Below are 24189 nucleotides of genomic sequence, written 5' to 3'. Positions count from 1 at the left end.
CATATCTCCAAGGCGAGTTCATATCAGCATCATATCGACTTGCACCACCCGTCGACTCTCTATCATTACATGCTTACTAATATTACTATTCCTTTTCACTGAGCATTGTATTATAAAATATAACAATAGCTCTATTTTAAAAAATTCGCCCTGGAAAGTCAATGATTAAAGAAATTCATTGTCTGTCTTGCATATAGGCTTACTCTGACTCATCATTCCATTCTACTTTACTTTTTGTATATAAATTTTGAACAATTTGTGTAGTCTCTGTAGAACTTAATATTTTTTCTAATATCATTATAAATTGTTCGTCATCTTTACATTCATACGCAAAATCTTCATACCAACTTTTATTTTCAATTACATGTTTGTCTAAAGTAATTTGTGTATCAATAGCGATAGGATAATTTTTTTCAGGTTTAGAGTACACAGTAAATAAAGTATATGAGTAATTGTCTAAATATGGTGCCACAATATTAAATTCTGTTGTTAATTTAAAACCATCTCTACGTTGAATATCTATTTTTTTATTCAAGATTTCAATTTGAAGAATACCTTTTGTTTTTTCTGTAAAAACTTCTTTTTGTTGTTGCAGAATACCTAAAAATATATTATTTGTACTTTCATCAATTAAATCTTTGAATCCCCAAAAATCTTCATTCATAATAATATCACTCCTTCTCATCAAATTTGATTCTGAATTTTATTGGTAAATGATCTGAATATACTTTAGAGTCAGGTTGTCCCTGCTTATTAAGTAAAGAGTGTCCAGTTACACTAGATATAATATTTAAATATTCAAAATCAAAATAATCAATTAAAGATGGACGAATCAATACTTGATCAAATAAATTCCATACATAGCTTATCGAGTTTTTATGATAATAATAACTTCCCATAACTTCGTTATTTATATTACCATGCAAAAACCACATTGGATTAAAAAAGTAACGATGCTTTACGAAATCTACTATTCTATCCTCTTTTTTTGCAATTTCTTTACTCATTACAGCGTGAAATCCTTCTGTAGATACTATTTCTTCTGAGAAAGGATTCAAATTAAAATCACCTACAACCAAAGTATGCTTATATCTATATTCTGTTTCAAACTTTACGATATCACGTTTGGTGATTTGTGCTTGATATCCAATTTCTTTTTCTCTTTTCCATAATCGACTTGGAAAATGAACAGTTACTAACAAGACTTTTTCAAAAGAAGTATTCAAGATTTCAAAAAAAGAATAGTAATGGCTATCCTTTACTTTTTTAATTAAATAATGATTTTTATAAAACAAAAATGTTCTATTTTTTGGCAATTGTAATGTTGGTTTATAATCGAGCAAATTTTGGTTTATCCATATTAAATCTCTAGTGCTTACTTCACTTAAAATAAAAACATCTATTCCGTTTTCAGCTAATATATCTTTTAGGCAATAAATTGATTTTGAATTCTTTTTTAAGTTCCAAAATAAAAAATTAATATGTATCACCACTTTTTTTAAGTATTGTAATAAAATCATTATACACTCATTTAAGTATTTAATTATATCTTATTTAAGTATATTAAAAAGCTCATAGTTTGTCTATTGACAACTATGAGCTTAGATTTGCATATTTTTTTAGATTAATGATTACGCAATATTCTCTTCTACTTTACGTTTACCGGCTACTTTAGCAGCATCTTCTTCTGGAGTTGTAATAAACTTGGTAATAATCGCGCTGATAAAGTAAAGAATCGCGAATACCCATACCACTCCTTCTGCACCGATCACACCGATAAAAGCAAATGCGATAGCAGGAGCAATAAAAGCGGATAAACCAGCACCTAGATTGACGATAGACATCGCAGGGCCTTTGTTGCCTCCTGCTACTGATGGAGCAAGTGCTGCAATAGGAACATATCCCGCTAGCAATCCACCCCAGATAAATCCAACAATCGTGGTGATCCACAAGTTACCGTTTGTCCATTCAGGGACATAGAACAATAATAATGTGAAAATACCACAACCTACTCCACCGAACCACATGACGGTCTGTCTCCAGCCAAATTTATCACCAATAATACCGAATAATAGATTAAATACGATATTTCCTAAAAAGATCGTTCCCCAGATGTTCAGCCATGTACCTGTTGCGATTCCGTATTGTGCCATATGTAATGGTAAAAATACAGGGAATCCGTAAGAACCTACACTATTAATAACCCGTACAATACCGCTCAATCCAACTTTGGGATGGGTTTTGACAATCGTTAATCCTTTACCCAATTCGCGCAACGTTTCACGAGCGTTGCCTGCTTTTTTGGGTAAACGGTCACGATTGATCAACAGAGCAAAAATAGCACCAATTCCAGCAAGCACAACAGCACTCCATAACGTCTGCATATATCCTAGATTTTTGATCGCATAACTAGAATAATATGCACCTAATACAAACATCCCGCCTGAGTAGGCTACCCAGAACCAGCCAATTGCTGTACTTAATTTGTGCTCAGGACTACGATAAGTTACCCATGTTAAAAAAGAATAAGCAAACAATGGATACCCAAATCCTTTAACAGCATACGTTAATAACATAATAGGATAATTCAGATCGGTTATACCAAAAGCGATAAAAGCAGATGTACCGATCACATAAGCGATAAATCCAATCAACATTGATTTTTTGGCTCCAAATGCTTCTAAAAATACGCCAGAAAACCATGACGCAATCGCCAACGTAATACCATATACCGTAAATAAAAGACTGGCATCCTGCACACTAAGCCCTCGTTCTACCAGATAAGGGCTTAACCAACCTGCTTCTAATCCATCTCCCATCATAAAAATCAATACTCCGAGATATCCCCATACTAATGTTTTGGGAATCCCTATACGATCTAATACGTTCATGACATACACTCCTTTTTCAACTTTACTGGTAAGCTACTGTTCTCAAATACTACTTTCAGATGAAGAAGTCGTTGTCGCAGACTCCGCTAATTGTAATTGTGCAAAAAAGAGCTGTGCCTTATGCCATTGTTGGTAATCTTTTTGCAATGCCTCAGAAGATTGTGGTTGAAATGTAGTGATCTGTTCTGTCTGAGTAGACTGTATATCCAAAGCTTCATTACAGATATAAGCTGCTCCTACAATCGAAGCATGTTCAAATCCTGTTCGGATACGGATTTCTTTACCTAATAGATCAGCAATACTTTGAATAAGTGTACGGCTCTGTAGTCCTCCTCCACATGCCCAAATATACGGACGATCCAGCAAGACCACCTGTGCCAATTGATCGAAATTCACTTTGATAGAAAAAGCAATCTCGTGTAATGCTGATCTGACAAAATGAGCCCGGCTTAATTGATCTGACAGCGGAGCATCGAATAGAAATCCGCCACGTACACGCGCATTTTTGGCAGAAGATAAATAAGAACCTAATGCTGCTACACATTGACTTTCTTCCAGTTCATTCATCTCTTGCTCCATCATGGCGTATCCTTCATTGGGATAGAAAATAGATTGCAATTTCTGATAGTTCAGACCGGTGATACCTGGATTCGTTTCGATCAAAAATTGATGTGGTGTTGTATACGCATTAATCCATGCTTGTGCTGATTTATCTGTTGTAAATGTATCTGTAATCTTAGCGATAGGTGTAGTTGTACCGGATACAATAACAATATCTTCTGCTCCTGCACCTGTACTATGGATAGCCAATTGCGTATCCCCGCCACCTACGATAACAGGTGTATCTACAGGCAAGTTCAATTCTGCTGCTGTACCCGGTGTTAATGTCCCGAGCACGCTACCTGAAGGTATTAATGAAGGTAACACTGTTGGTGCAATGCCAAAGGTGTGACACATTTCTGTAGACCAATCACTATGCTCTACATTATAGAGAAGAGTCTCACATGCTTGAGACGGCTCGTAACTCAACACACCACTAAGCGCATACGTTACCCAATCGCTAATACTGGTAAAACGATTCAATCGTTGATACTGCTGAGGATGACGCTCCCGTAATCCGACTAATTTCATTGCTGAAAATAAAGCAGACGGTGTTCTGCCTGTAATCGGATAAATAGAAGCTTGGTCACTATAGTGTTCTTCCCACTCTCGTCCCCGATTATCAATATTCGGTAATCCTAAATAAGATTCACCTGCTTCATCAATCAGTACAATACCTTGACGCTGGCTCGTTGAAGTGACAGCAATAATCTGAATATCAGGAACGTTAGATAGTGCTACTTTAGCAAGCCCTGCAATCTGTTCCCACAATACTTCCGGTATAAAATGACGTGCATCTGGATATTGATTGTCATTGTGATACAAAATATCAGCTCGCTCAATCGACAATACGTTACCGTTGATATCGACAACAGCTACACGAGCATTACCGGTACCGATATCAAAGACTAGATAGGCTTGTTGTGTCATCGTTAATATCCTCCAAAATCGCTTTATTATAGAGCACTTTCACTGCGGTGTTATGATGCTCAAACCACTCTATGAGTGCTCTATTCATAATTTCTACATGATGATCTTCAACTTCATAAGTGGCACCTGCTAAATGTGGAATTGCTAAAACATTTGGCAATGAAATCAGTTCATAATCTTTAGGAAGTGGTGGTTCTTGATCAAACACATCGATAATCGCTCCACGGATTTGATTTTGTTGTAATTGTTCAACCAGTGCATGATGATCTACCACTACAGAACGGGCAGTATTCACAAAAATGGCGTCTTTTTTCATTGATTGCAATAATTCTGTGCCGATTAATCCTTTGGTATCTTCGGTTACAGGTAAATGAATCGATACAATATCGCTTGTAGCAAATAACTCGGCTAACGATACTTTTTGATCACGCGGGTCAGGGCTGGTTACATAGGGATCGTAATAACGAATATCACAAGGGAAGCTCCGTAGTATGCCTGCTGTACGCTGGGCTACAGCTCCAAAACCAACCATACCGACTGTTTTGCCAGCCAGTTCATTACCTTTAAACTTGAGATAAGCAGTTAAGCTACCACTTTGCCATTCTCCTGCTTCTAACCATTGGCTGGATGAAATAATACTTCGTAAAAAGGTAATTAGACTGCCGACTACCATTTCAGCTACAGCTTGTGCATTACGTGCTGGCGTATAGAAAACAGGAATACGACGATCTGTAGCCACAGGTACATCTACATTAGAAGGAGTTCCTCGACAGACACCGATAAATTGCAAATGAGGTACAGCTTTAATCACTTTTTCAGTAATTTGATCTAATTCTGCAATAATGGCATCTGCTCCGGTTGATTGTAATAAAGAGATTAATTCATCTTCTTGATAAGCTTGCCCATGATCTTTCCAGCAACGGTAAATGACTTCTCCAAACGTATCTGCTAGTTGTTGACGACCTTGCTCATGATAAGGGGCGGTAATTAATATTTTCATTATTCAATCTCCTTTGGTACACTTAGGTGCAGTGTTATTTAAGTGAAGCTTTAAAGTAAGAAAGTAAATTGATATAGAGAGTTCTTGGTTTGCTACTAATAACGTCATCATTTGACAATATAATCAACTGAGTCAACGACAATATACAAAAAACCTCTTTCCCACATCAAGGAAAGAGGTTCGCTATCTATTCATTATAATATTCAAATCATACGAATAAAATAATGCAATAATTCATCCTGCTTTCCTATCTCCCAAGCGATTCAAGCTTGCTGGAATTGGCACGTTTTTGCCGAGGTTTCGTAGGGCCAGTCCCTCCACCTCTCTGGATAGAAAATCTAATGTATGTAGTTGTCGAAAAAAACTTGCAAATCGATATCAGACACGATAAGGTATAAAACATCTAAATTTGTCGAATTCGAAATAATTTTCTTTATTCTAATTAAACCCAGTAAAAAAGTCAACATTAAATCTAAAATTTGATTTATGATAGTTTATAACGTATTCAAAGTCTATTTCTGCCATTATTAAGGTATGGGTATTACGAAAGGAGCATGATGTATGTCTAGTTATGTTGATCAACAAGATGGAATATTTCCTTCAGTCTGCTCACTGGATTGTCCTGATCAGTGCGGACTGCTTGTTCATAAAGAAAAGGGTAAAATTATCAAAATCGCTGGAGATCCTAATCATCCTGTTACCAAAGGGAACATCTGTAACAAAGTTCGTAATATGACAGAACGCATCTATGATACTAAGCGTCTAACTACTCCACTCAAGCGGATTGGAGCAAAAGGCGAAGGTCTTTTTGAACCTATTTCATGGGAAGAAGCAATTACTACAATTACTTCCAAGTGGAAAACATTAATATCCACTTCTGGCCCTGAAAGTATTCTCCCGTATAGCTTCTATGGCAATATGGGCAATCTATCTGCTGAAGGGATGGATCGCCGCTTTTTCCATCGGATGGGGGCAAGTCTTTTAGAGCGCACCATTTGTACAGCCGCTGGTTCAGCAGGTTATAAATACACAATGGGTGGCAGTATTGGTACCGATCCTGAAGATACGGTAGATACACAGTTATTTATTTTCTGGGGTATTAATGCAGTTAGCACTAATATGCATCAAGTGACTTTAGCGCAGCAAGCTCGCAAAAAAGGCGCTAAAGTTATTGTGATCGATGTGCACAAAAATCAAACTGGACGATCTGCGGATTGGTTTATTCCAATTTTGCCAGGAACAGATAGCGCACTCGCTCTAGGTATGATGCATATTTTATTTGCTGAAGACAAAGTGAATGAGGATTTTATGAAGCAATATACAGTAGGACACGAACAATTGCGTGAGCATGTAAAGCAATATGACCCTGCTACTGTATCCACAATTACAGGCGTACCTGTCGATGATTTATATCAATTAGCTCGTATGTATGGCGATGCTAGCCCTGCTCTGATTCGTATCGGAAATGGTCTACAACATCATGATAATGGCGGTATGAATGTACGTACGATTGCCTGCCTACCTGCTATCACAGGACAATGGTTAGTACGCGGTGGTGGTGCTATTAAATCTAATACGTTCCAACTAACATTTAATGAAAATGCACTACAACGTCCAGACTTATTGGCTAATCGCAACACTCGTTCTTTTAATATGAATCAATTGGGACGGGTATTATTAGAGGAGTCTGAACCTGTGCAATCGCTATATGTGTACAATTCTAATCCAGCAGTTGTGACTCCAGAAGCTACGCTTGTCAGACAAGGATTAGCACGAGACGATTTGTTTACTGTTGTGCACGATATCTTTTTAACTGAAACAGCTAAATATGCAGATATCGTTTTGCCAGCAACATCTGCTTTTGAAAATACCGATTTCTATGCTTCGTACTGGCATCATTATATGCAGATTCAACAACCAGTTGTTGCTCCATATGGTGAAAGCAAATCCAATACCGAAGTATTTCGTTTGCTTGCTAAGGCCATGGGCTATGAAGATCAAGCATTACAAGATAGTGATGAGCAGTTAATTCGGCAAGCACTGGATCATCCTGCTAATCCGGCACTGAAAAATATTACGTATGATTCATTAGTCCAACATCAATATGTCAAAGCAGATCGACAATATATTTTCCCGGATCGTCTGCCTACACCAAGTGGCAAAATCGAACTATATTCAGCCGATATGGAGCGTGATGGATTACCCCCACTACCAACCTATACACCACTTCATGAGCAGGGCACTCATCCTTATATTTTTGTACCGGGGCCTAATCATAACTTTTTAAATTCAACCTTTTCGAACAATGCCAAACATATCGGTCTTGAAAAGTCACCGAAGCTATTTATGAATACAATAGATGCACAAAATGCTGGTATTGAAGATGGCGACTGGGTAACCGTCTGGAATGAACGAGGGTCTTGTGAACTGCTTGCTACTGTAGGTGAACATGTATTGCCCGGCGTTGTCGTCAGCCAGGGGCTATGGGCAGACACTGACAATCAGCAAGCTACCCATCTAGTCAATGCACTCACGTCAGATCGCTTGGCTGATATGGGCGGCGGTGCAACCTTCTTCTCCGGTCGTGTCGATGTAATCAAAAAATCAAGTTAACTCCTTTTATCCAATAATCGTTCACTTCACACACTATGGCGTTCGATTAATGTATAAGGAATCTGTCGCTTGACCGGCATGATAGTAGTATCAAGACTACGTTCATAAAATAAAGAAAACGCTTGTCTGCCGATTTCTTGTAAATTCTGATCGATTGTAGTGAGTTGTAATCCGGCAGAGATCGGTTGGTTATCATACCCGATAATTGCTAACTGCTCAGGAATACGCAATCCATATTGACGTGCGCCTAACATAACACCTGCGGCGGCTTCATCCCCTGTTACAATTAACGCAGACGGAGGTGACTCCATAGTCGCAATCCGCTTGGCAATCTGTTCACCATCACTCATATGGATACAATCTGGAAAAATCCATTCCTGATACACTTCAAGCCCTGCGGCATGGAGTGTATTTTGGTATGCACGAAATCGCTCCTGACTGCTTGCACTTGTTTTGCGACCGATACAATAACCGATACGAGTATACCCACGATCTAATAAATACTGAATCCCGCTACAAAAAGCTCCATAATGATCGGTATATACAGCCGATAGATTGGATTCTTCTGTATATTCGCAGACAACGATCGGCCCTGAATCACTGTATGATTGTAATTCTGCCCATGGTAATACACGTGAACATGCAATAACTCCATCTACCTGTCTTGTACTGAGCATATGTAGATATTCTCGTTCTTGCTCTGGATTATACGAAGTCTGACATAGCAATACGTGATAACCATATTGATAAGCTTCTTCCATCACACCTGCAATAATGGCGTGATAATACGGATGATGACTAAATGGTAAAATCAAACCAACCGTTTTGGTTTTGCCACGAATCAGATTAATAGCTTGTGAATTAGGGGTGTAGCTATTTTGCTCGATGACCTGTTGTACCCGTTCTCGTTTATCTGCTCTAACATAAGGATGATTATTGAGTACTCTAGATACAGTAGACACCGAAACTCCTGCTTGTTTGGCAATTTGCTTAATGTTGACCATAAGTGACTCCTTTCTTGTCATCATAAATCTTACACAATTACTTCTATCATAGCTCAAAAATAAGATCAACGATAAACAACCGCCTGTTTTCTTGAACATTCTATCCAAGACAAGGCGGTTGTTATACATATCATTATTAAATTATAACTGTTCTCCGTTACTTTCAATTACTTGCTGATACCAGTAATAGCTTTTCTTCGGAATACGGCGCATATCTTTTTCGCTATCTTCGTCACGATTGATATAGACGAACCCATAACGTTTCTGATAGCCATTCAACCAGCTTAATAAATCGGTAAATGACCAACTGCAATAACCAATTAGATCTACACCGTCAGCAATCGCTTCACGACATTGTTCCAAATGGGAACGCAGATAATCGATGCGATAATCATCTTGGATACTTCCATCAGCTTCTAGCTTATCGAATTCGCCTAATCCATTTTCAGTAATAAAGACAGGCAGTCCATAACGGCTCGTAATACGACGTAAACCAATTCGCAAGCCGATTGGATCGATCGCCCAGTCCCAATTTGACGTTTCTAAATGAGTATTAGGCGTTGTTTTGTATAGCCCTGGTCGTCCTGTATCTTCATTACTTCCTTTTTGTCCGGTAGTATTCATTTTGCCTTCAGCTACACCATCAATCGGATTAAATTCATACGTAATCGTCTGATAATAATTAACACCGACAAAATCAGGAATCCCTTTAGTTAATAATTCGATATCACCTTTTTCAAATGTGGGAGCCAGACCGTGCTCTTCCAGATAACGAAGTGCTACCTGTGGATAATGACCCAGACAATACGTATCCAGCCACCAGTTATTTTGAAATTCTTCGGCATTCTCATACGCCAGCATATCACGAGGCTGACTACTAGCCGGATAAGAAGGAGAATAAGCAAAGCTAGGGCCAATTTTACCGTTCGGTACATAGTGACGGAAAGATTCGATCGCTTTGGCATTAGCTAGAAAAGCAATATGATTGGCTTCATAAAAACGTTTGCGATCATGCACACCCGGTGGATGCATCGCTGTAATAAACGCATGGTTAGAATTGTAATTTTGCTCATTAAGAGATACCCAGTATTTTACTCGATCTCCATACCGTTTATACAATGTAATACAATATTGATTGAAATCTTCGATCATTTCTCTGGATTCCCAAGCTCCGTATTCATCTGCGAGCGCTTGTGGAGCATCCCAGTGGTATAACGTTAATACCGGCTCGATCTGATTAGCCAACAATTCATCGATTAATTGATCATAAAAGATCAAGCCTGCTTCATTGACTTCACCTTTACCCTGTGGATAAATACGTGGCCAGCTAATCGAAAAGCGGTATGCTTTAAGACCTTGTTGCGCCATTAGAGCAATATCTTCTTTGTAACGATGATAATGATCTACAGCTACATCTCCATTGGTACCTTTGAATGTTTTGCCCGGGATTTTAGTAAATGAATCCCACATCGAAGGTCCTTTACCATCTTCGTTCCAAGCACCTTCTACTTGATATGCCGCCGAAGCTGATCCCCATAGAAAATCAGTCGGGAACGCTTTTTTCTGTTCGTGATGCATTTGTACTCCTCCTTCAAGCTAATGATGCTTTTATGATAAAGTATGAAATGCATTTCAGATCAAGCACTGTTTATGATAGTGGCTTAGCTAATTGTACCTGATTCCGTCCAGCCGACTTGGCTATATACAATGCTTGATCTGCTTGTTCAAACATGTTTTCAGGCTGATCCTGCGGATAACAACTCACACCGATCGATATCGTAATATGAATCATTTGTCCATCTTCTAATTGAAAATCATGAGCTTCGATCTTTTTACGAATCGATTCTGCTATTTTTAACGTTTTTTCGATTCCACAGTCATTTAAGATCGCAGCAAATTCTTCTCCGCCTTTACGAGCACAGTGATCATTAGAACGCATAGCCTCTTTTAACAATTGAGCTATTTGAATCAATACCGTATCTCCATTTAAATGTCCATACGTATCATTAACATGCTTGAAATGATCAATATCTAAAAGGAGCAAACCAAAAGGTTGTGGATAATGCATCAAATTTATCGTTTTTTGTTCAAACATTTTTTCAAATGCACGCGGATTATGAAGCCCTGTCAAAAAATCAAGATTGGCTGCTTCACGCATTAATAACAATGCATCATCAGTACGTTTCATATAACGAAGTAAATAATAAACAAACAATACCCCGGGAATATAAAATGCTGCAAAGACTATAATCGGAAAAAAGGAGTGTTCCCCTAGTACAGAAATCACAGATAAAGCATATACACACAAAATCCCGATCATCATGCGTAGCCAGTAAGATAACGCCAGCTCTTTGCCTTTTCTCATAAATAATCCTGTAATCACAAACGTAAAGATCGCATTAAAAAATCCGATAAATGAACTAAAATTGATAGGGTCTATTAAAAATAAGCGATACACTCCAATAATCACAGCCGTGATTAAACTACTTAATGCTCCACCAAAGTAAAACGACAATATAATAGCCACCTGACGAAGATCCAGTACTATCATAGGTGACAAACGAAAAGAGAAATATTTAGTCAATAAAATTCCAATTATTCCCGCAATAACACCGGATAGCAATTTGATATACAATGACTGGATATTGATTCGTTTACTCAGCCATTTTAATATTAAATTACCAAAAAAGAGTGTAGTTGTTAGAAATGTAAGGTTGTTCAGAAGCGATTGAATAATAGTCAGCATCTCAAAATCCTCATCTGTGAATTTGCAAAGCAGTATAGATTATTATATCAAAAAAAGCTCCCTATACTGGGAGCTTCTATTAAATCATATCATATTATTTAATCGCTACAAAGAATAATCTAGCAGCATCTTCACCAGCTTCTACCCATTCAAAATCAGCATAACAATGCACATCTCGAAAACCGGCTTTGATTAATTCTGTTTTCAACCATTCTGGATCATAAGAACGTTGAACATGAGTTTCTTCAAAACGTTCATACAGCGCATGACGCTCTTCACCTGTACGGGCAAAAATCGTCAAATGATGCTCAATCTCGGTACGAACTTGATCATATTCACATGTCCATAAATACGAAACAGAACGCTCATCTAACATAAAGGGTTGCTCTTCATCATAACGGCGTAATGTCCGCGGATGGTGGACATCAAAAACAAATGTACCGCCTGATTTGAGCCCTTTGTATGTCGATTGAAACGTATCAACGATATACTCGGGTTCTGTTAAATAGTTCAAACAATCGCAAAACGAAATTACGCTATCGACCGGTTCAGGCAACATCCAGTGCGTCATATTTTGACACACCCAGTTCACACTACCGTTTTGAAAAAGGCGATGTCCTTGTGGAGTCGATTCTAGCTTGTCTTTCGCTACAGATAACATATCTGATGATAGATCTATTCCTGTCACCTGGAAACCTGCATTCACAAGCGGAATCGTAATACTACCGGTTCCACATCCAAGTTCTGCCACTGTACGAGGCATACCATATTTATCCCAGACTTCACGCACAAAGCGTAGCCAATCCGGGTAAGGCATATCTGCCATTAATTCATCATATACATAAGCAAATTTCCGGTACGACAATACGCTAACCGTCCTTCCGTACATCTGCAATATCGATTACAGAATGATCAATTCATACTACTAACGGCTAGTCTTTAGGATTGCTTTTCTTCTTCAGATGAAGATGGTTCAGAAGAATCTGCTGGCTTAACTAGCATCGTCCAGTTTTCTTTCTGCTCTACAATACCTTCGCGCATCAATTTACCAAGTGCACGCTTGAACGCAGATTTACTAATGCCAAATCGTTGTTTGATAATATCAGGTGTAGTGGTATCTGAATACGGCATAGCTCCATCAGGACGTTCTTGTAAGAAAGCAAGTAAGCGCTCTGCATCTTGATCGCGGCCCACTTCTTTACGAGGAATCATCGATAGATTCACACGTCCATCTTCGCGAACTTGTGTTACACGTACATTGACTTTTTCACCGAGACGAAGCATACGACTGCGCTCGCTCTGATGAATCATACCCAATGCTCCAAATCCAAGCACGCCACCTTCTACAATTACAAATGTTCCCATTTGTAACGGACGATAGACTTGTGCATCTAACCACAGATTCACCCATGATTCAGGAGCGTGAAAAGTATGCTCCATAAATTCAAGTTCACCTGCTAATTTGGCACGTAGACGACCTTGACGATCATGCTCCATCATCACATAGACTTCATCGCCTACTTGCGGACGAAGTTCTTTGAGTTCAGGCATTTCGCTCAGAGGTAATAACAACTGACGACCTAGTCCCATTTCAAGAAAAGCTCCTAGACGTGGATGTAGATCAGCTACAGTTAGCTTCGCCATTCCACCTAGTGTCAAAAATGGCTTTTTCATCGTTGCTGCTAGACGGTCTTCGGTATCATGGAAAATAAAGACTTCGATATGATCGCCTATTTTGATTTTTTTGGTGATTTCACTGTAATGAAGCAATACATCGTTTTCTCCATCGGATAGAAAAAAACCATACGGCGATACTTCACGCACCAATTCAAGCGTTAATACTGTACCGGATTCAAAACTCATACGTTCTCCATCACTTTAGCATCTGACCACAGACGCTCGATATTATAGTATTCACGCTCATCACGATGGAAAATATGCACGACGACATCGCCAAGATCCATCAGTACCCAACGAGCTGCATTCACGCCTTCCATACCACGGATTTCTGCTTTGGCATCATGCATTACTTTACGGATTTCACTTGCAATCGCTTGTACTTGTGTATCCGAGTTACCATGACAGATTACAAAATAATCAGCGATCATGGATACACCACGTAGATCTAGTGCTACCAGATTGCTTGCTTTTTTACTTTCAGCTGCTTCTACAGCAAGTTGCAATAATTGTTCAGGATTCAATTTCATTAAAGTTCCCCCTCGAGTTCTAGCTGTTTGACCAAATCGTTGCGAGATAAAACCGTTAACGGAAAAATAACTTGTCGTCTAGCCAGCAATAAATGAATCGTCGAATCAAATCCAGCTACTAATCCAGCTTCAAGACTATGCTCAGCTAGACTGCGAATATGATCTACTCCTGGAAAATCACGTCCAGGTTCTATATAATCAGCCAAACAAATTACTTTCTCCAACACAGTCATACCAACACGTCCAGAGGTATGATAACGAATCGCATTCAATATTTCTTCATCGTCTACACCGTATTCTGTCTGTGCCGTATATGCTCCCACTTCAGCATGCCATAACGGCTTGTCATACAATAATAGTTCATCATTTAACGCTTGTTCGCGTAATACTTGTTCTTGACGTTCAGTACTCCAATATTTCGCTACATCATGCAAAATGGCAGCAATCTCTGCTTTGACCGGATCAGCGCCATATCGCTTAGCAAGTACAATTGCTGATTGCATCACACCTTCGGTATGCTTCCAGCGTTTTTGTGGCATTTGAGCGGATACAGATGCCTTCAACTCATCGCGTGTCAGGTTCATAGATACCGCTCCTTTGTATATATTCATTCACTAGATCATGTACCATATAACGAACAGATTTTCCTGCTGCTAGACGTTCACGGATATCTGTAGACGAAATATCAACTTGTGGCATATTCACCAGCACTACTTTTTCCTGCAAATAATCCGGTAAATCTTCTTTACGAATGACCGAACCCGGACGACCTACACCGATAAATGTAAGCACCTGCGCCAGTTCTTCAATCCCATGCCATTGTGTTAAAAAGTTCACCATATCTGCACCGATAATAAAAAAGAATTCATGCTCTGTATACCTTGCTCGTAATTCGCGAATCGTATCAATTGTGTAGGATACGCCTCCGCGGACAAGCTCTATATCCAATGTACGAAAAGCAGGATTCGTTCCTACTGCAAGCTCCACCATCTGAAGACGTTCGTCTCCTCCAGCTCCCGCTTCGTGCTTATGCGGCGGAATATGTGATGGCATAAACCAGACTTCATCTAACGTACAACCTTGAAGCGCTGCTTCTGCTGCTAACATATGACCGATATGCACAGGATCGAATGTTCCACCCATAATACCGACTTTCATGAATACACCACCGAATACGATTTTATAATAAAAATAAGATCAATTACGCTTTTGGTAATTCAATTTGTTTGTGGTCTTTGGATTCTTTGTACAAAATGATTGTACGCCCAATCACTTGAACCAACTCGGATTTAGTACTTTTTGCTAATTCTTCTGCCAAATCTTTTGGTTCTTCCAGACAGTTGTTTAATACTGAAATTTTCATCAATTCGCGCGTTTCAATCGCATCCAGTACATGACGAACAATCCCGTCATTCATACCGCCTTTACCGATTTGAAAAATCGCATCCAAATGATGAGCTTGTGAACGCAAAAAGCGTTTTTGTTTTCCTGTTAACATATATTTCTCCTTCAATACCTATTCTTTTTGATGATTCATCGCTTCTAGTAAAGCACTACGCATCACAGATATAGGCGCAGGTTCCCCTGTCCAATACTCATAAGCATAAGCTCCTTGATAAACAAACATACCTAATCCACCAACTACCGTACAACCACGACTTTTAGCTTCACGCAACAAACGCGTTTCTAACGGATTATAGATCAGATCGCTAACGACAATTCCTTCTGGAATTTGACGCTGTTCTAGTGGTGTCTCATCACTATTCGGTGACATACCGATCGAGGTTGTATTAATAAGTATATCGGTCTGCGGAAGAACTTTATCGAGTGTATCGTAGCTACCACTTTGTACTTGTAAAGTATCATGACTGAACTCTTGAGCTAGTTGTTCAGCTTTATCTACTGTACGATTAATAATCGTTACACTTGCTGGTTCTTCTCGCAACAAAGCATATACTACTCCACGCGCAGCACCACCTGCACCTAGAATCGTAATATGTTTACCCGATAACTCACTATTTAATTCTTCTTTTAGAGATCGGACATAACCGATACCATCGGTGTTATATCCTTTTAATTTGCCATCTTTGATAACCACTGTATTAACAGCGCCACAGCATATCGCTGACTCATCCAGTTCATCCATCAATTTCATCATTTCGACTTTATGAGGAATCGTGACATTGAATCCGCTAAAGCCTAGCGCTTTGGTACCTGCTACAGCTTCAGCAAGATGCTCTGGCTTCACATGTAAAGGAACATACATCCCCGGAATCCCTGATGCTTCCAACGCAATATTATGCATAGCTGGTGATTTGGAATGCCCGATAGGATCTCCCATAACACCTAACAAAAGCGTATGATGAGATAAATTTGTTTTCCGGTCTGTCATTGTATAGTTCCTCCTGTGAATTAAGATAGGCTTACATTAAATCAATGATGGACGCATCATTACTTTGACACCTTTAGGTAAATGAATAGCAGCTAATGCGCCTGTATTGCCGTTCACTTTGATCCAACCCAAGCCTGAAATAAATAGATCGTATTGTGAGCCGCGAGGAACACGGAATTCATGACGTGTCCATTCTGGCAAGTCTGCTAAATGTTCTTTGGTTGGAGGTGCAAGCATTACTCCTGCATGATCTGCAAATAAGTCATCTGCACGTTCCAATTTGGTACGATGAATTTTGAGACCGTTATTAATAAAACAAGTAAATGATTGACGACCACCTTCAAGGTAATCAAATCGTGCCATCGCTCCGAAAAAGAGTGTCTGACCTTCATTTAATTGGTATACCATTGGTTTAAGCGGTTTGTCTGGCATAATCGCAGCCAAATCCTGCTTGGTTACGAGTTCCGTATAACGAGATTCATATACTATTCCCGGTGTATCAATAATAAAATGTCCATCATCTAAAGGAATATTCACCGTATCTAACGTTGTACCCGGATAACGAGAAGTGGTTAGTTCTTCTTCCAGATCGCTATAATCCGAGATTAGACGGTTGATCAGTGTAGATTTCCCTACATTGGTCGCTCCAACTACATACACATCACGATTTCCACGCATCTCACCTACAACTTCAAGAATACGCTCAAATCCGGTGTTTTGCTTGGCACTACAAAGAATGATTTCTTCGGTTTTGAGTCCGATTTCTTTCGCTTCTTTTTGTACCCAATTACGCAATTTGTTCCAATTGGTGACTTTCGGCAACAAATCAATTTTGTTCACAGCTAAAATCACAGGATTATTGCCTACAAAACGTTGCAATCCTGAAATAACGCTACCCTGAAAATCGAACAAGTCGACAATATGGATTACCAGTGCATCTTTTGTGCCCACTTCACTGAGCAATCGCAAGAATTCGCTCTGATCTACCGTTACTGTCGACGATTCATTATAATTGCGGATACGGAAACAGCGCTGGCAGACTAGAGGTGTTCTTTCTAGTGCTTGTGCTGGTAAGTATCCTGGTAATTCAGGCGCGTCCATCTGTAGTGTAATACCGCATCCACTACATTTCGCACCAGCGGTAAGACCGCTTTGTTCTGTCATTTATTGTTTTCCTCCTCGGACCATAGTCCTTTTCTACGCAGTCGTTTTCTGGCAAACCGTTCGACCTTACGGTTAACTTTGGTTCTCCAACCTTCATCAGCAGCAGCGATAGGCAATACTAGAATCGTAAATAAACCGAGTCTGTTGCCACCATATACATCTGTTAACAATTGGTCACCGATAACAATAGTCTGTTCTTCGCTCCATTTCATCAGCGTCATTGCTTTGCGAAATGGTGCATTGGACGGCTTGCGTGCCGCATGCACAAATTTGATATCCAGTGGTGTAGCAAATAAGGATACCCTGCTCATATTGTTATTCGAGACAATAATCAGCTCGAAGCCGTATTTTTTTACTTTAGCAAACCATTCAATCAATTCCGGTGTCGCATTTGGCGCTTTGGCACCAACGAGTGTGTTGTCTAAATCTGTAATGATTCCACGATAACCTTTGGCATACATTGCTTCTAGATCAATATCAAATACAGTATTCACGCGCAACTTGGGTACGAGCATCTCAAACAAGCTTTATTCACCTCGGTTTCATACGACAAACTATATCATAAGTGTAACCTATCTGACAAAAAGAAACGCCGCATCAGCGGCGTTTTTTTGTAGGATCTATCAATAGTTTGTCCAACGTTTTGAACAATCATTCAGCCATCCACCATTATACTACTTTGTAGCCCTTTTGCGCCATCTTTTTCGCAAGTTTTGCAGATGATGTTGCATAGAGGTCCACTCTTCCTCTGTAATCTGATCTGGACTGTATTTCGCTTTTTCAAACAATTCAAGTAAAGGTGTTAATTGTGCCGCCAGATCAGGGCGTACCTCTTCCCACCTGCTTACCGATTCACGCAATGTTTCGTATGAACGACGATCCATGCCATGACGTTTCATCCATGCTAACCAGCGTTTGGATTCAGCCATAATTTTTTGCTGTGGTGTCAAAGCTTCGCCTTGACGCATACGCATAATCATAAAGCTTAATTCACGACGATAACGAATAATCATTACCGCTGCCCACGCAAGTATTACACTGCTAGCAATCCAGATGACAGAAGTAGGTACAGCAGGCTCGTTATCTTGCACAGGAGTAGCTGTCTCCTCTTCTTCTGGTGTTTGTTCTTCTTCCTCTGGCTCAGGTGTTGGAGTATCATCGGATGGAGTCTGTACTGTTTCTGTCACCATCGGCATATCGAATCCTGGTGTTGCTTCGATCGGTACCCATCCATAATCGGCAAAATAAATTTCTGCCCATGAATGTGCATCTGCATTAGTGACTGTGTATTCTGTGGCTCCATCCGGGAAATAGTCGCTAGTGACATAACCGGAAGCTTGTCCGGGAGCATAACCTTTAACCCAGCGTGCAGGAATATCTAATGAACGTGCCATCATAACCATCGCTGTAGAATAATAATCACAATATCCTTCTTTGACTTCAAATAAAAAGCTATCTACAAAATCACGACTTTTTTTCTTTGATAAATCAGGATTGTTAGTATAAGCAAAGTTATTTTGCAAATACTGTTGTAATAACTCTACTTTTTCATAAGGTGTATCTCCAGAAGCTGTGACTTCTTTGGCTAGATTGCGTACACGATCTGGCAATTCAGAAGGCACTTGAAGATACTGGTCTAGCGATTTGTCTGCATACAATTGATTGAATGTTTTCTTTTCCAGTTCTTTGACAGGTATAATCGGCACTCTGGAAACGAGTGAATACGATTCTGGAAATTTACGATTCTGACGGGTAGGGCTCCAGTGAATTTCACCGGGGTTACTGCGCCAGTCCAATTGTGATGTATCTGAACCGCCATCTACATCGGTAACTCTGCCTATCGTATAAGCACCGAATAATACAGGATAGGTTACATTATCTTCCGACAACATTTTCACCTGTTGCTTAACGGTTTTCTTTTCAACATCTGAAGATTCATCCAGCGGAAGCTCACTACCTGCTTCTACCGACTGCAGTTCACTCCAACCATTGCTAGAACGATCAATCCAACCTTCTCCTGAATAGACAGTACGCGTTTCTCCGCGCCAATAACTACGGCTGGTAGTGCTGACTGTCATTACAGGCGTATAGTCAAAATTAAATCCGCCACCCAGATTGGAATCTTCGCGACTGTATCCTGAAGAAGCTCCTTGTCCATTTAACGGGTTAGAGCCGTTCACCGTAATGACTGCTTCTCCGCGCCAATTTTTCCATGCCGTATACGGATCTTTGAGCGTAGGTTGGACTTCCGGTACATTGACACCTACCAGTAAAATGATCGAGAAAATTACGGCGATATTAAAAATAATTTTGAGCGGATATCGACGTAGATGTTTCCATCCTTTGGGAAATCGCTGCTGAAAATAACGAAAATGATTACTGACCAGCCAGCCCATCCCTGCAAATACAACCCATGCTACTTCTTCCCACATCATGGACGTGGTAAAAGAATCTAAAATAGATAAAGCCGCAATATTCGTACCGACAAACATAATAATTGCTCGGCGTGATGAACCGATTCGTGCAGAGACTTCGATCAATACCCATGCAGATAATATAAACCACAGATACGGGGAAACAGTATCTACAAATGTCTCTACATTGTCTGTTAACGAACCTTCTTGCCAGCTATAAAAGCCGTAATGATCAAGCACATAATAGACTGTACCTAATACAGCAAATAATTTGATAATCAGTCGATATATGATTTTGAGCGGGATTAAAATATCAATAATCGCTACAACCGCCATTGTTGCCAATACCAATGGAGTCGTTTCTTGATACCAGACTCCATCTGCATAATTAATCCATTGCAGTGCAATAATAAAAACCCATACTAAAGATAATGAATAGTACCAAGAGCGACTTATACCATTCCACCATTTTTTCAAATCGCTCCACCTCCCAACGCAGCTGGCAATTGCTCTAATGAAGAAATAGGATAACAGGATACACCGCGTGCATGAGCAGACTGTGACCAGTTAATCACTGCTTCTTTATTTTTTTCTATAGAAGGATGAATTAAAAATTGAAGTGGTGTCATCTGACGAATACGAGCAAATTGAAAAATCTCCCACACTTTCTCATTCATCAAAGGCGTAATCAGAATAAATAGAGTTCCTGCTGGAAACATACGCGCATGATCTTCCAGTTGATCAAGCAAGCGACCTTTGCCATCTGCGACTACATCTACTAGATGCAGACGCATTCGCTGACGTTCTCCTATATGATCTGATGGCAAAAATACACCTTTGTTCTGTCCGGTCGTAAATAACCCCATTCCCATTCGTTCCCGCACCCCATAATCAAGCATAGATGCTGTTGTCGATACTGCTAATTCAAAAGCAGCATCCGATTCATAATGATCAGCTATTGCATCAAGCACTAAGACGGTTTTGGGTAACGATTCATGTTCAAATTCTTTGGATTTCCAGTTGCCTGTACGTGCAGTTGCTGACCAGTGAATACGAGAAATTCGATCTCCATATACATAATCACGTACCCCGTTGATCTGGTTCGTTTCCGGTCGTGACATTAATTGCGAAGTCTGTTGTCCGCCCAGTCTGGAATAACGTGATCCCATTTGCCAGTTCGGGATAAAAGCGATCCGTGGCAATACCAGAAATTCACCGGGCGCTGTGAACTGTCCTTTATTTTCAATCAATCCAAAAATATCTTCACTGATACATTCGGTACCATAAAAGCGATAACGTCCTCGCTCTAGCGGAGGAGTCTGAAATAACAACTCTCCTTTGCCTCGCATACTCGGAATCAGACTTTCTTCAAAAGACCATGATTCTCCATTATGACGCTTGAGCGTTTCGCGAATAATAACATATGGTAATGGTAAAAATCCCGGAATCGTCACATCCAGACGCACCTGTACCTGATCACCAGCAAGAATCATTTCTCCCTGATCTCCTGCTGTCGACAAATGACGCTGACCATGTGCGCGTCCGACTCCTCGAAAGCCACCACCAATTAAATATAGCGATAATAAAGAAACCATAACAAATAACATGACTGATGTTTTGCCACCTTGAAAAAGCACATAAAACAAACATCCAATCCATACCATAAACACCAACCATAATTTGGATGGTTGGCGTTTCCACTGCAAATTCAGACGCAAGTATGAAAATAAGGCTCTCATACTTATTGTCCCATAGATACAGGAGCATGAATCTGCTCCAAAATCTGCGATACAATTCGTTCAGAACTCATACGCTCCATACGAGCTTCTGGACGTGGAAGAATACGGTGTGGAATCACATAAGGTGCTAACTTTTTGACATCATCAGGCAGTACATAATCACGATTCTGTATAAAAGCATAGGCTTTGACAGCCATCATAAAGGACAACGTTGCCCGTGGACTCGCGCCAAGCAACACTGAGGCGTGTTCACGTGTATGACGGATAACACTGACCAGATAGTCGCTAACCGATTCATCTAAATGAACATTGCGAATCTCCTGCTGAATATCAGCGATATGCTGCATATCTGTTACCGGTTCTAAGCGATCTACAGGTTGTCCAGCAGCACCATGACGAAGTAAATTACGCTCTGTCTGCTCATCCGGATAACCTAGTGTAATCTTCATCATAAAGCGATCCAATTGAGCTTCAGGCAACATATACGTTCCTTCAAAATCAATCGGATTCTGTGTTGCACATAACATAAATGGATGTGGCAATGGATGAGTCTCTCCATCGACTGTTACACTGCGCTCTTCCATAACTTCTAATAAAGCAGATTGTGTTTTGGTCGTTGCCCGATTAATTTCATCGGCAAGCAAAATATTCGTCATCACCGGACCTGGACGGAAATAAAACTGCTCATCCCGGGGATGGAAAATAGAAACGCCTGTGATATCACTTGGTAAAATATCTGGATTACACTGAATACGGCGATATTGTCCACTCATTGATTTAGCGAGTGCTTTGATCATTTGCGTTTTACCTGTTCCTGGAACATCCTCAATCAGAACATGTCCTCCAGCAAGCAAAGCGGTAAGTAACAGCTCTATTTCAAATGATTTGCCTAATATACATGATTCTAGATTGGATCTTACAGCTGCAATAACTTGCATCGATTCTTTGCGTGCCGACATATATATAAAACCTCCTGCTTCTGGTTCATATTGTTATATTATGATGTAATGACTCTAACTTTGTGAAAAATGCGTATATAATTATATTGTACATGAACGATAAGTCAGAGTCACTTTAATGGCTGATTACAATTTGAAGTCAAGGCAAATAATTGGACATTTTTCGACATGAAGTTCATACTATAACAAAGAATAACACTGTTAAGGAGTGACCTACGTCAATGGATCAACAGACGCTTCAGATGTTCAAACAATTAACCGAATTCCCCGCAGTATCGGGTTTTGAAAGAGAACTTCGGCATTGGGTTAAAGAGAAAATGGAACCTTATACCGATGAATTTGTACAAGATCGATTAGGTAGTTTATTTGGTGTTATTCGCGGTAATGAAAATGGACCGAAAATGATGGTCGCAGGTCACTTTGATGAAGTTGGATTTATGACAACAGGAATCACCGAGCAAGGGCTGATTCGTTTTCAACCTTTAGGTGGATGGTTCAGTCAGGTGGTACTTGCTCAACGTCTGCATATTATTACCGATAACGGCCCTATTGTTGGAGTGGTCGGTTCTACTCCTACTCATTTACTAAGTCCTGAACAACGCAACAAACCGGTGGATATCAAATCGATGTATATTGATATCGGTGCAGACGATCGTGCCGAAGCTGAACAAATGGGATTGCGTCCCGGACTACAAATTGTACCGATTTGCGAATTTACACCTATGGCTAATCCCAAAAAAATCATGGCAAAAGCCTGGGATAATCGCTATGGAGTCGGTCTTGCTATCGAATTGTTGCAAGCGGTTCATGGTGAAAAGCTTGGCGGTACATTGTATTCAGGAGCGACAGTACAAGAAGAACTAGGGCTTCGTGGTGCACGTACAGCGGCTCAGTTGATTCAGCCGGATCTGTTCTTCGGACTGGATTGTAGTGCTGCTAATGATATGACAGGAGATCGTAATGCATTTGGTCATTTAGGCAAAGGTGCGTTATTACGCATTTATGATCCGACCATGTTTACGCATCGCGGAATGATTGAATATATTCAAGATACAGCAAGTACTCATCAGATTCCAGTACAGTATTTTATTTCTGCGGGTGGAACAGATGCGGGACAAGTGCATGTCAGTGGAACAGGTGTGCCTTCTAGTATTATCGGTATTTGTGGACGGTATATCCATACCTCATCTTCTATTATTCATACCGATGATTACGATGCTGCCAAAGAATTACTGATTAAGCTTGTTAAAAATATGGACGCTTCTACGTATCAAACTATGTTAGATCGCGCTTAATCTACTAGATTAGATGTAGTCATTCTTTCTATTCCTATCTTTTTATTTAATAGTATACGTCCCAAACCGATTATTAGATCTCTTTATAAGAGAAAAGTAATCGGTTTTTTTATCGCCTCATCTTCTATGTCTCTATGATTTTCTAACTAAATATATCATCCATATGCCGACTTTTTCTTGGTTTAATCTACATAACTCGTCATTTGTATTTATTAAAAATAAGACTGTATCCACC

Annotated in this window: 22 protein-coding genes, 1 riboswitch and 1 other annotated feature (1 of these 24 running past the window's edge); of the genes, 2 read left to right on the top strand and 20 right to left on the bottom strand. The window is 39.8% G+C overall.

Annotated features, from left to right (window positions below; genetic code table 11):
- Positions 1-108: a binding site (T-box leader), on the bottom strand (it extends 175 nt beyond the left edge of the window).
- A gap of 91 nt (positions 109-199) precedes the next feature.
- From QCD85_RS12905 to QCD85_RS12885, 5 genes are all read right to left on the bottom strand, one after another.
- Positions 200-664, bottom strand: a complete 465-nt coding sequence (locus QCD85_RS12905; RefSeq protein WP_301262864.1) for a hypothetical protein — start codon at positions 662-664, stop codon at positions 200-202.
- A 7-nt stretch (positions 665-671) separates the two neighbouring features.
- A complete protein-coding gene (locus tag QCD85_RS12900) occupies positions 672-1520 on the bottom strand; it encodes an endonuclease/exonuclease/phosphatase family protein (protein ID WP_301262863.1) in 849 nt (282 codons plus the stop codon).
- Between the two features lie 111 nt (positions 1521-1631).
- Positions 1632-2891, bottom strand: coding sequence for an MFS transporter (locus tag QCD85_RS12895; protein ID WP_301262862.1), 1260 nt, complete (start codon positions 2889-2891; stop codon positions 1632-1634).
- 42 nt (positions 2892-2933) lie between these two features.
- On the bottom strand, positions 2934-4421 hold the full coding sequence (locus tag QCD85_RS12890) for an FGGY-family carbohydrate kinase (RefSeq protein ID WP_301262861.1): 1488 nt from the start codon (positions 4419-4421) through the stop codon (positions 2934-2936).
- Positions 4393-5421: a 2-hydroxyacid dehydrogenase gene (locus tag QCD85_RS12885; RefSeq protein ID WP_301262860.1), complete on the bottom strand. Its 1029-nt coding sequence runs from the start codon at positions 5419-5421 to the stop codon at positions 4393-4395. The genes QCD85_RS12890 and QCD85_RS12885 overlap by 29 nt, the downstream gene beginning before the upstream one ends.
- Positions 5422-5665: 244 nt before the next feature.
- Positions 5666-5757, bottom strand: a riboswitch (SAM riboswitch).
- A 225-nt stretch (positions 5758-5982) separates the two neighbouring features.
- Here QCD85_RS12885 and QCD85_RS12880 point away from each other — a divergent pair.
- On the top strand, positions 5983-8034 hold the full coding sequence (locus QCD85_RS12880) for a molybdopterin oxidoreductase family protein (protein WP_301262859.1): 2052 nt from the start codon (positions 5983-5985) through the stop codon (positions 8032-8034).
- A 26-nt stretch (positions 8035-8060) separates the two neighbouring features.
- Here the strand turns inward: QCD85_RS12880 and QCD85_RS12875 are convergent, their stop codons facing one another.
- The 15 genes from QCD85_RS12875 to QCD85_RS12805 all read right to left on the bottom strand — a co-directional run bounded on the left by QCD85_RS12875 (position 8061) and on the right by QCD85_RS12805 (position 22659).
- Positions 8061-9038: a LacI family DNA-binding transcriptional regulator gene (locus QCD85_RS12875; RefSeq protein WP_301262858.1), complete on the bottom strand. Its 978-nt coding sequence runs from the start codon at positions 9036-9038 to the stop codon at positions 8061-8063.
- Positions 9039-9179: 141 nt separating this feature from the next.
- Entirely contained in the window at positions 9180-10616 is a 1437-nt protein-coding gene (locus QCD85_RS12870; protein ID WP_301262857.1) for a glycoside hydrolase family 1 protein, read from the bottom strand.
- Between the two features lie 70 nt (positions 10617-10686).
- Entirely contained in the window at positions 10687-11784 is a 1098-nt protein-coding gene (locus tag QCD85_RS12865) for a GGDEF domain-containing protein (protein ID WP_301262856.1), read from the bottom strand.
- Positions 11785-11878: 94 nt separating this feature from the next.
- Positions 11879-12673, bottom strand: a complete 795-nt coding sequence (locus QCD85_RS12860) for a class I SAM-dependent DNA methyltransferase (RefSeq protein WP_273613146.1) — start codon at positions 12671-12673, stop codon at positions 11879-11881.
- A 50-nt stretch (positions 12674-12723) separates the two neighbouring features.
- The gene (locus tag QCD85_RS12855) at positions 12724-13647 is read right to left on the bottom strand and encodes a CvfB family protein (RefSeq protein ID WP_274172212.1); all 924 of its coding nucleotides are present in this window, start codon (positions 13645-13647) and stop codon (positions 12724-12726) included.
- A complete protein-coding gene (gene rsfS, locus QCD85_RS12850; protein WP_069329867.1) occupies positions 13644-13991 on the bottom strand; it encodes a ribosome silencing factor in 348 nt (115 codons plus the stop codon). Before rsfS ends, QCD85_RS12855 begins: the two co-directional genes overlap by 4 nt.
- On the bottom strand, positions 13991-14575 hold the full coding sequence (yqeK, locus tag QCD85_RS12845; RefSeq protein ID WP_273613148.1) for a bis(5'-nucleosyl)-tetraphosphatase (symmetrical) YqeK: 585 nt from the start codon (positions 14573-14575) through the stop codon (positions 13991-13993). Before yqeK ends, rsfS begins: the two co-directional genes overlap by 1 nt.
- The gene (nadD, locus tag QCD85_RS12840; protein WP_273613149.1) at positions 14556-15149 is read right to left on the bottom strand and encodes a nicotinate-nucleotide adenylyltransferase; all 594 of its coding nucleotides are present in this window, start codon (positions 15147-15149) and stop codon (positions 14556-14558) included. Before nadD ends, yqeK begins: the two co-directional genes overlap by 20 nt.
- Before the next feature lie 43 nt (positions 15150-15192).
- Positions 15193-15489 carry a ribosome assembly RNA-binding protein YhbY gene (gene yhbY, locus QCD85_RS12835; protein ID WP_069329869.1) on the bottom strand — a complete coding sequence of 99 codons (297 nt, stop codon included), beginning with the start codon at positions 15487-15489 and terminating at the stop codon, positions 15193-15195.
- 18 nt (positions 15490-15507) lie between these two features.
- On the bottom strand, positions 15508-16383 hold the full coding sequence (aroE, locus tag QCD85_RS12830) for a shikimate dehydrogenase (protein WP_301262855.1): 876 nt from the start codon (positions 16381-16383) through the stop codon (positions 15508-15510).
- Between the two features lie 36 nt (positions 16384-16419).
- Positions 16420-17547: a ribosome biogenesis GTPase YqeH gene (yqeH, locus tag QCD85_RS12825; protein WP_301262854.1), complete on the bottom strand. Its 1128-nt coding sequence runs from the start codon at positions 17545-17547 to the stop codon at positions 16420-16422.
- Positions 17544-18071 (bottom strand): YqeG family HAD IIIA-type phosphatase, encoded by a 528-nt coding sequence (locus tag QCD85_RS12820; RefSeq protein WP_273613152.1) that lies wholly within the window; start codon positions 18069-18071, stop codon positions 17544-17546. The genes yqeH and QCD85_RS12820 overlap by 4 nt, the downstream gene beginning before the upstream one ends.
- A 150-nt stretch (positions 18072-18221) precedes the next feature.
- Complete coding sequence (locus tag QCD85_RS12815; RefSeq protein ID WP_273613153.1) at positions 18222-20438, bottom strand: DUF4129 domain-containing transglutaminase family protein; 2217 nt, start codon at positions 20436-20438, stop codon at positions 18222-18224.
- Complete coding sequence (locus tag QCD85_RS12810; protein ID WP_274172208.1) at positions 20435-21700, bottom strand: DUF58 domain-containing protein; 1266 nt, start codon at positions 21698-21700, stop codon at positions 20435-20437. The genes QCD85_RS12815 and QCD85_RS12810 overlap by 4 nt, the downstream gene beginning before the upstream one ends.
- Before the next feature lie 2 nt (positions 21701-21702).
- Positions 21703-22659, bottom strand: a complete 957-nt coding sequence (locus QCD85_RS12805; protein WP_301262853.1) for an AAA family ATPase — start codon at positions 22657-22659, stop codon at positions 21703-21705.
- Positions 22660-22880: 221 nt separating this feature from the next.
- On the opposite strand from QCD85_RS12805, the gene QCD85_RS12800 reads away from it, so the two are divergent.
- Positions 22881-23954, top strand: a complete 1074-nt coding sequence (locus tag QCD85_RS12800) for a M42 family metallopeptidase (RefSeq protein WP_273613156.1) — start codon at positions 22881-22883, stop codon at positions 23952-23954.
- The last annotated feature ends 235 nt before the right edge of the window (positions 23955-24189 follow it).

Origin of the sequence: Paenibacillus sp. PsM32, from assembly GCF_030433815.1 — a bacterium.
GTDB lineage: Bacteria > Bacillota > Bacilli > Paenibacillales > Paenibacillaceae > Saccharibacillus > Saccharibacillus kyungheensis.
Note: the sequence above shows the minus strand (reverse complement) of the source record. Positions and strands in the feature narration are given on the sequence as shown.

Bases quoted from the DNA above. Each gene is read 5' to 3' on its own strand.
- QCD85_RS12905 (WP_301262864.1), bottom strand. From the start codon at position 664: ATGAATGAAGATTTTTGGGGATTCAAAGATTTAATTGATGAAAGTACA.
- QCD85_RS12900 (WP_301262863.1), bottom strand. From the start codon at position 1,520: ATGATTTTATTACAATACTTAAAAAAAGTGGTGATACATATTAATTTT.
- QCD85_RS12895 (WP_301262862.1), bottom strand. From the start codon at position 2,891: ATGAACGTATTAGATCGTATAGGGATTCCCAAAACATTAGTATGGGGA.
- QCD85_RS12890 (WP_301262861.1), bottom strand. From the start codon at position 4,421: ATGACACAACAAGCCTATCTAGTCTTTGATATCGGTACCGGTAATGCT.
- QCD85_RS12885 (WP_301262860.1), bottom strand. From the start codon at position 5,421: ATGAAAATATTAATTACCGCCCCTTATCATGAGCAAGGTCGTCAACAA.
- QCD85_RS12880 (WP_301262859.1), top strand. From the start codon at position 5,983: ATGTCTAGTTATGTTGATCAACAAGATGGAATATTTCCTTCAGTCTGC.
- QCD85_RS12875 (WP_301262858.1), bottom strand. From the start codon at position 9,038: ATGGTCAACATTAAGCAAATTGCCAAACAAGCAGGAGTTTCGGTGTCT.
- QCD85_RS12870 (WP_301262857.1), bottom strand. From the start codon at position 10,616: ATGCATCACGAACAGAAAAAAGCGTTCCCGACTGATTTTCTATGGGGA.
- QCD85_RS12865 (WP_301262856.1), bottom strand. From the start codon at position 11,784: ATGCTGACTATTATTCAATCGCTTCTGAACAACCTTACATTTCTAACA.
- QCD85_RS12860 (WP_273613146.1), bottom strand. From the start codon at position 12,673: ATGTACGGAAGGACGGTTAGCGTATTGTCGTACCGGAAATTTGCTTAT.
- QCD85_RS12855 (WP_274172212.1), bottom strand. From the start codon at position 13,647: ATGAGTTTTGAATCCGGTACAGTATTAACGCTTGAATTGGTGCGTGAA.
- rsfS (WP_069329867.1), bottom strand. From the start codon at position 13,991: ATGAAATTGAATCCTGAACAATTATTGCAACTTGCTGTAGAAGCAGCT.
- yqeK (WP_273613148.1), bottom strand. From the start codon at position 14,575: ATGAACCTGACACGCGATGAGTTGAAGGCATCTGTATCCGCTCAAATG.
- nadD (WP_273613149.1), bottom strand. From the start codon at position 15,149: ATGAAAGTCGGTATTATGGGTGGAACATTCGATCCTGTGCATATCGGT.
- yhbY (WP_069329869.1), bottom strand. From the start codon at position 15,489: ATGTTAACAGGAAAACAAAAACGCTTTTTGCGTTCACAAGCTCATCAT.
- aroE (WP_301262855.1), bottom strand. From the start codon at position 16,383: ATGACAGACCGGAAAACAAATTTATCTCATCATACGCTTTTGTTAGGT.
- yqeH (WP_301262854.1), bottom strand. From the start codon at position 17,547: ATGACAGAACAAAGCGGTCTTACCGCTGGTGCGAAATGTAGTGGATGC.
- QCD85_RS12810 (WP_274172208.1), bottom strand. From the start codon at position 21,700: ATGAGAGCCTTATTTTCATACTTGCGTCTGAATTTGCAGTGGAAACGC.
- QCD85_RS12805 (WP_301262853.1), bottom strand. From the start codon at position 22,659: ATGTCGGCACGCAAAGAATCGATGCAAGTTATTGCAGCTGTAAGATCC.
- QCD85_RS12800 (WP_273613156.1), top strand. From the start codon at position 22,881: ATGGATCAACAGACGCTTCAGATGTTCAAACAATTAACCGAATTCCCC.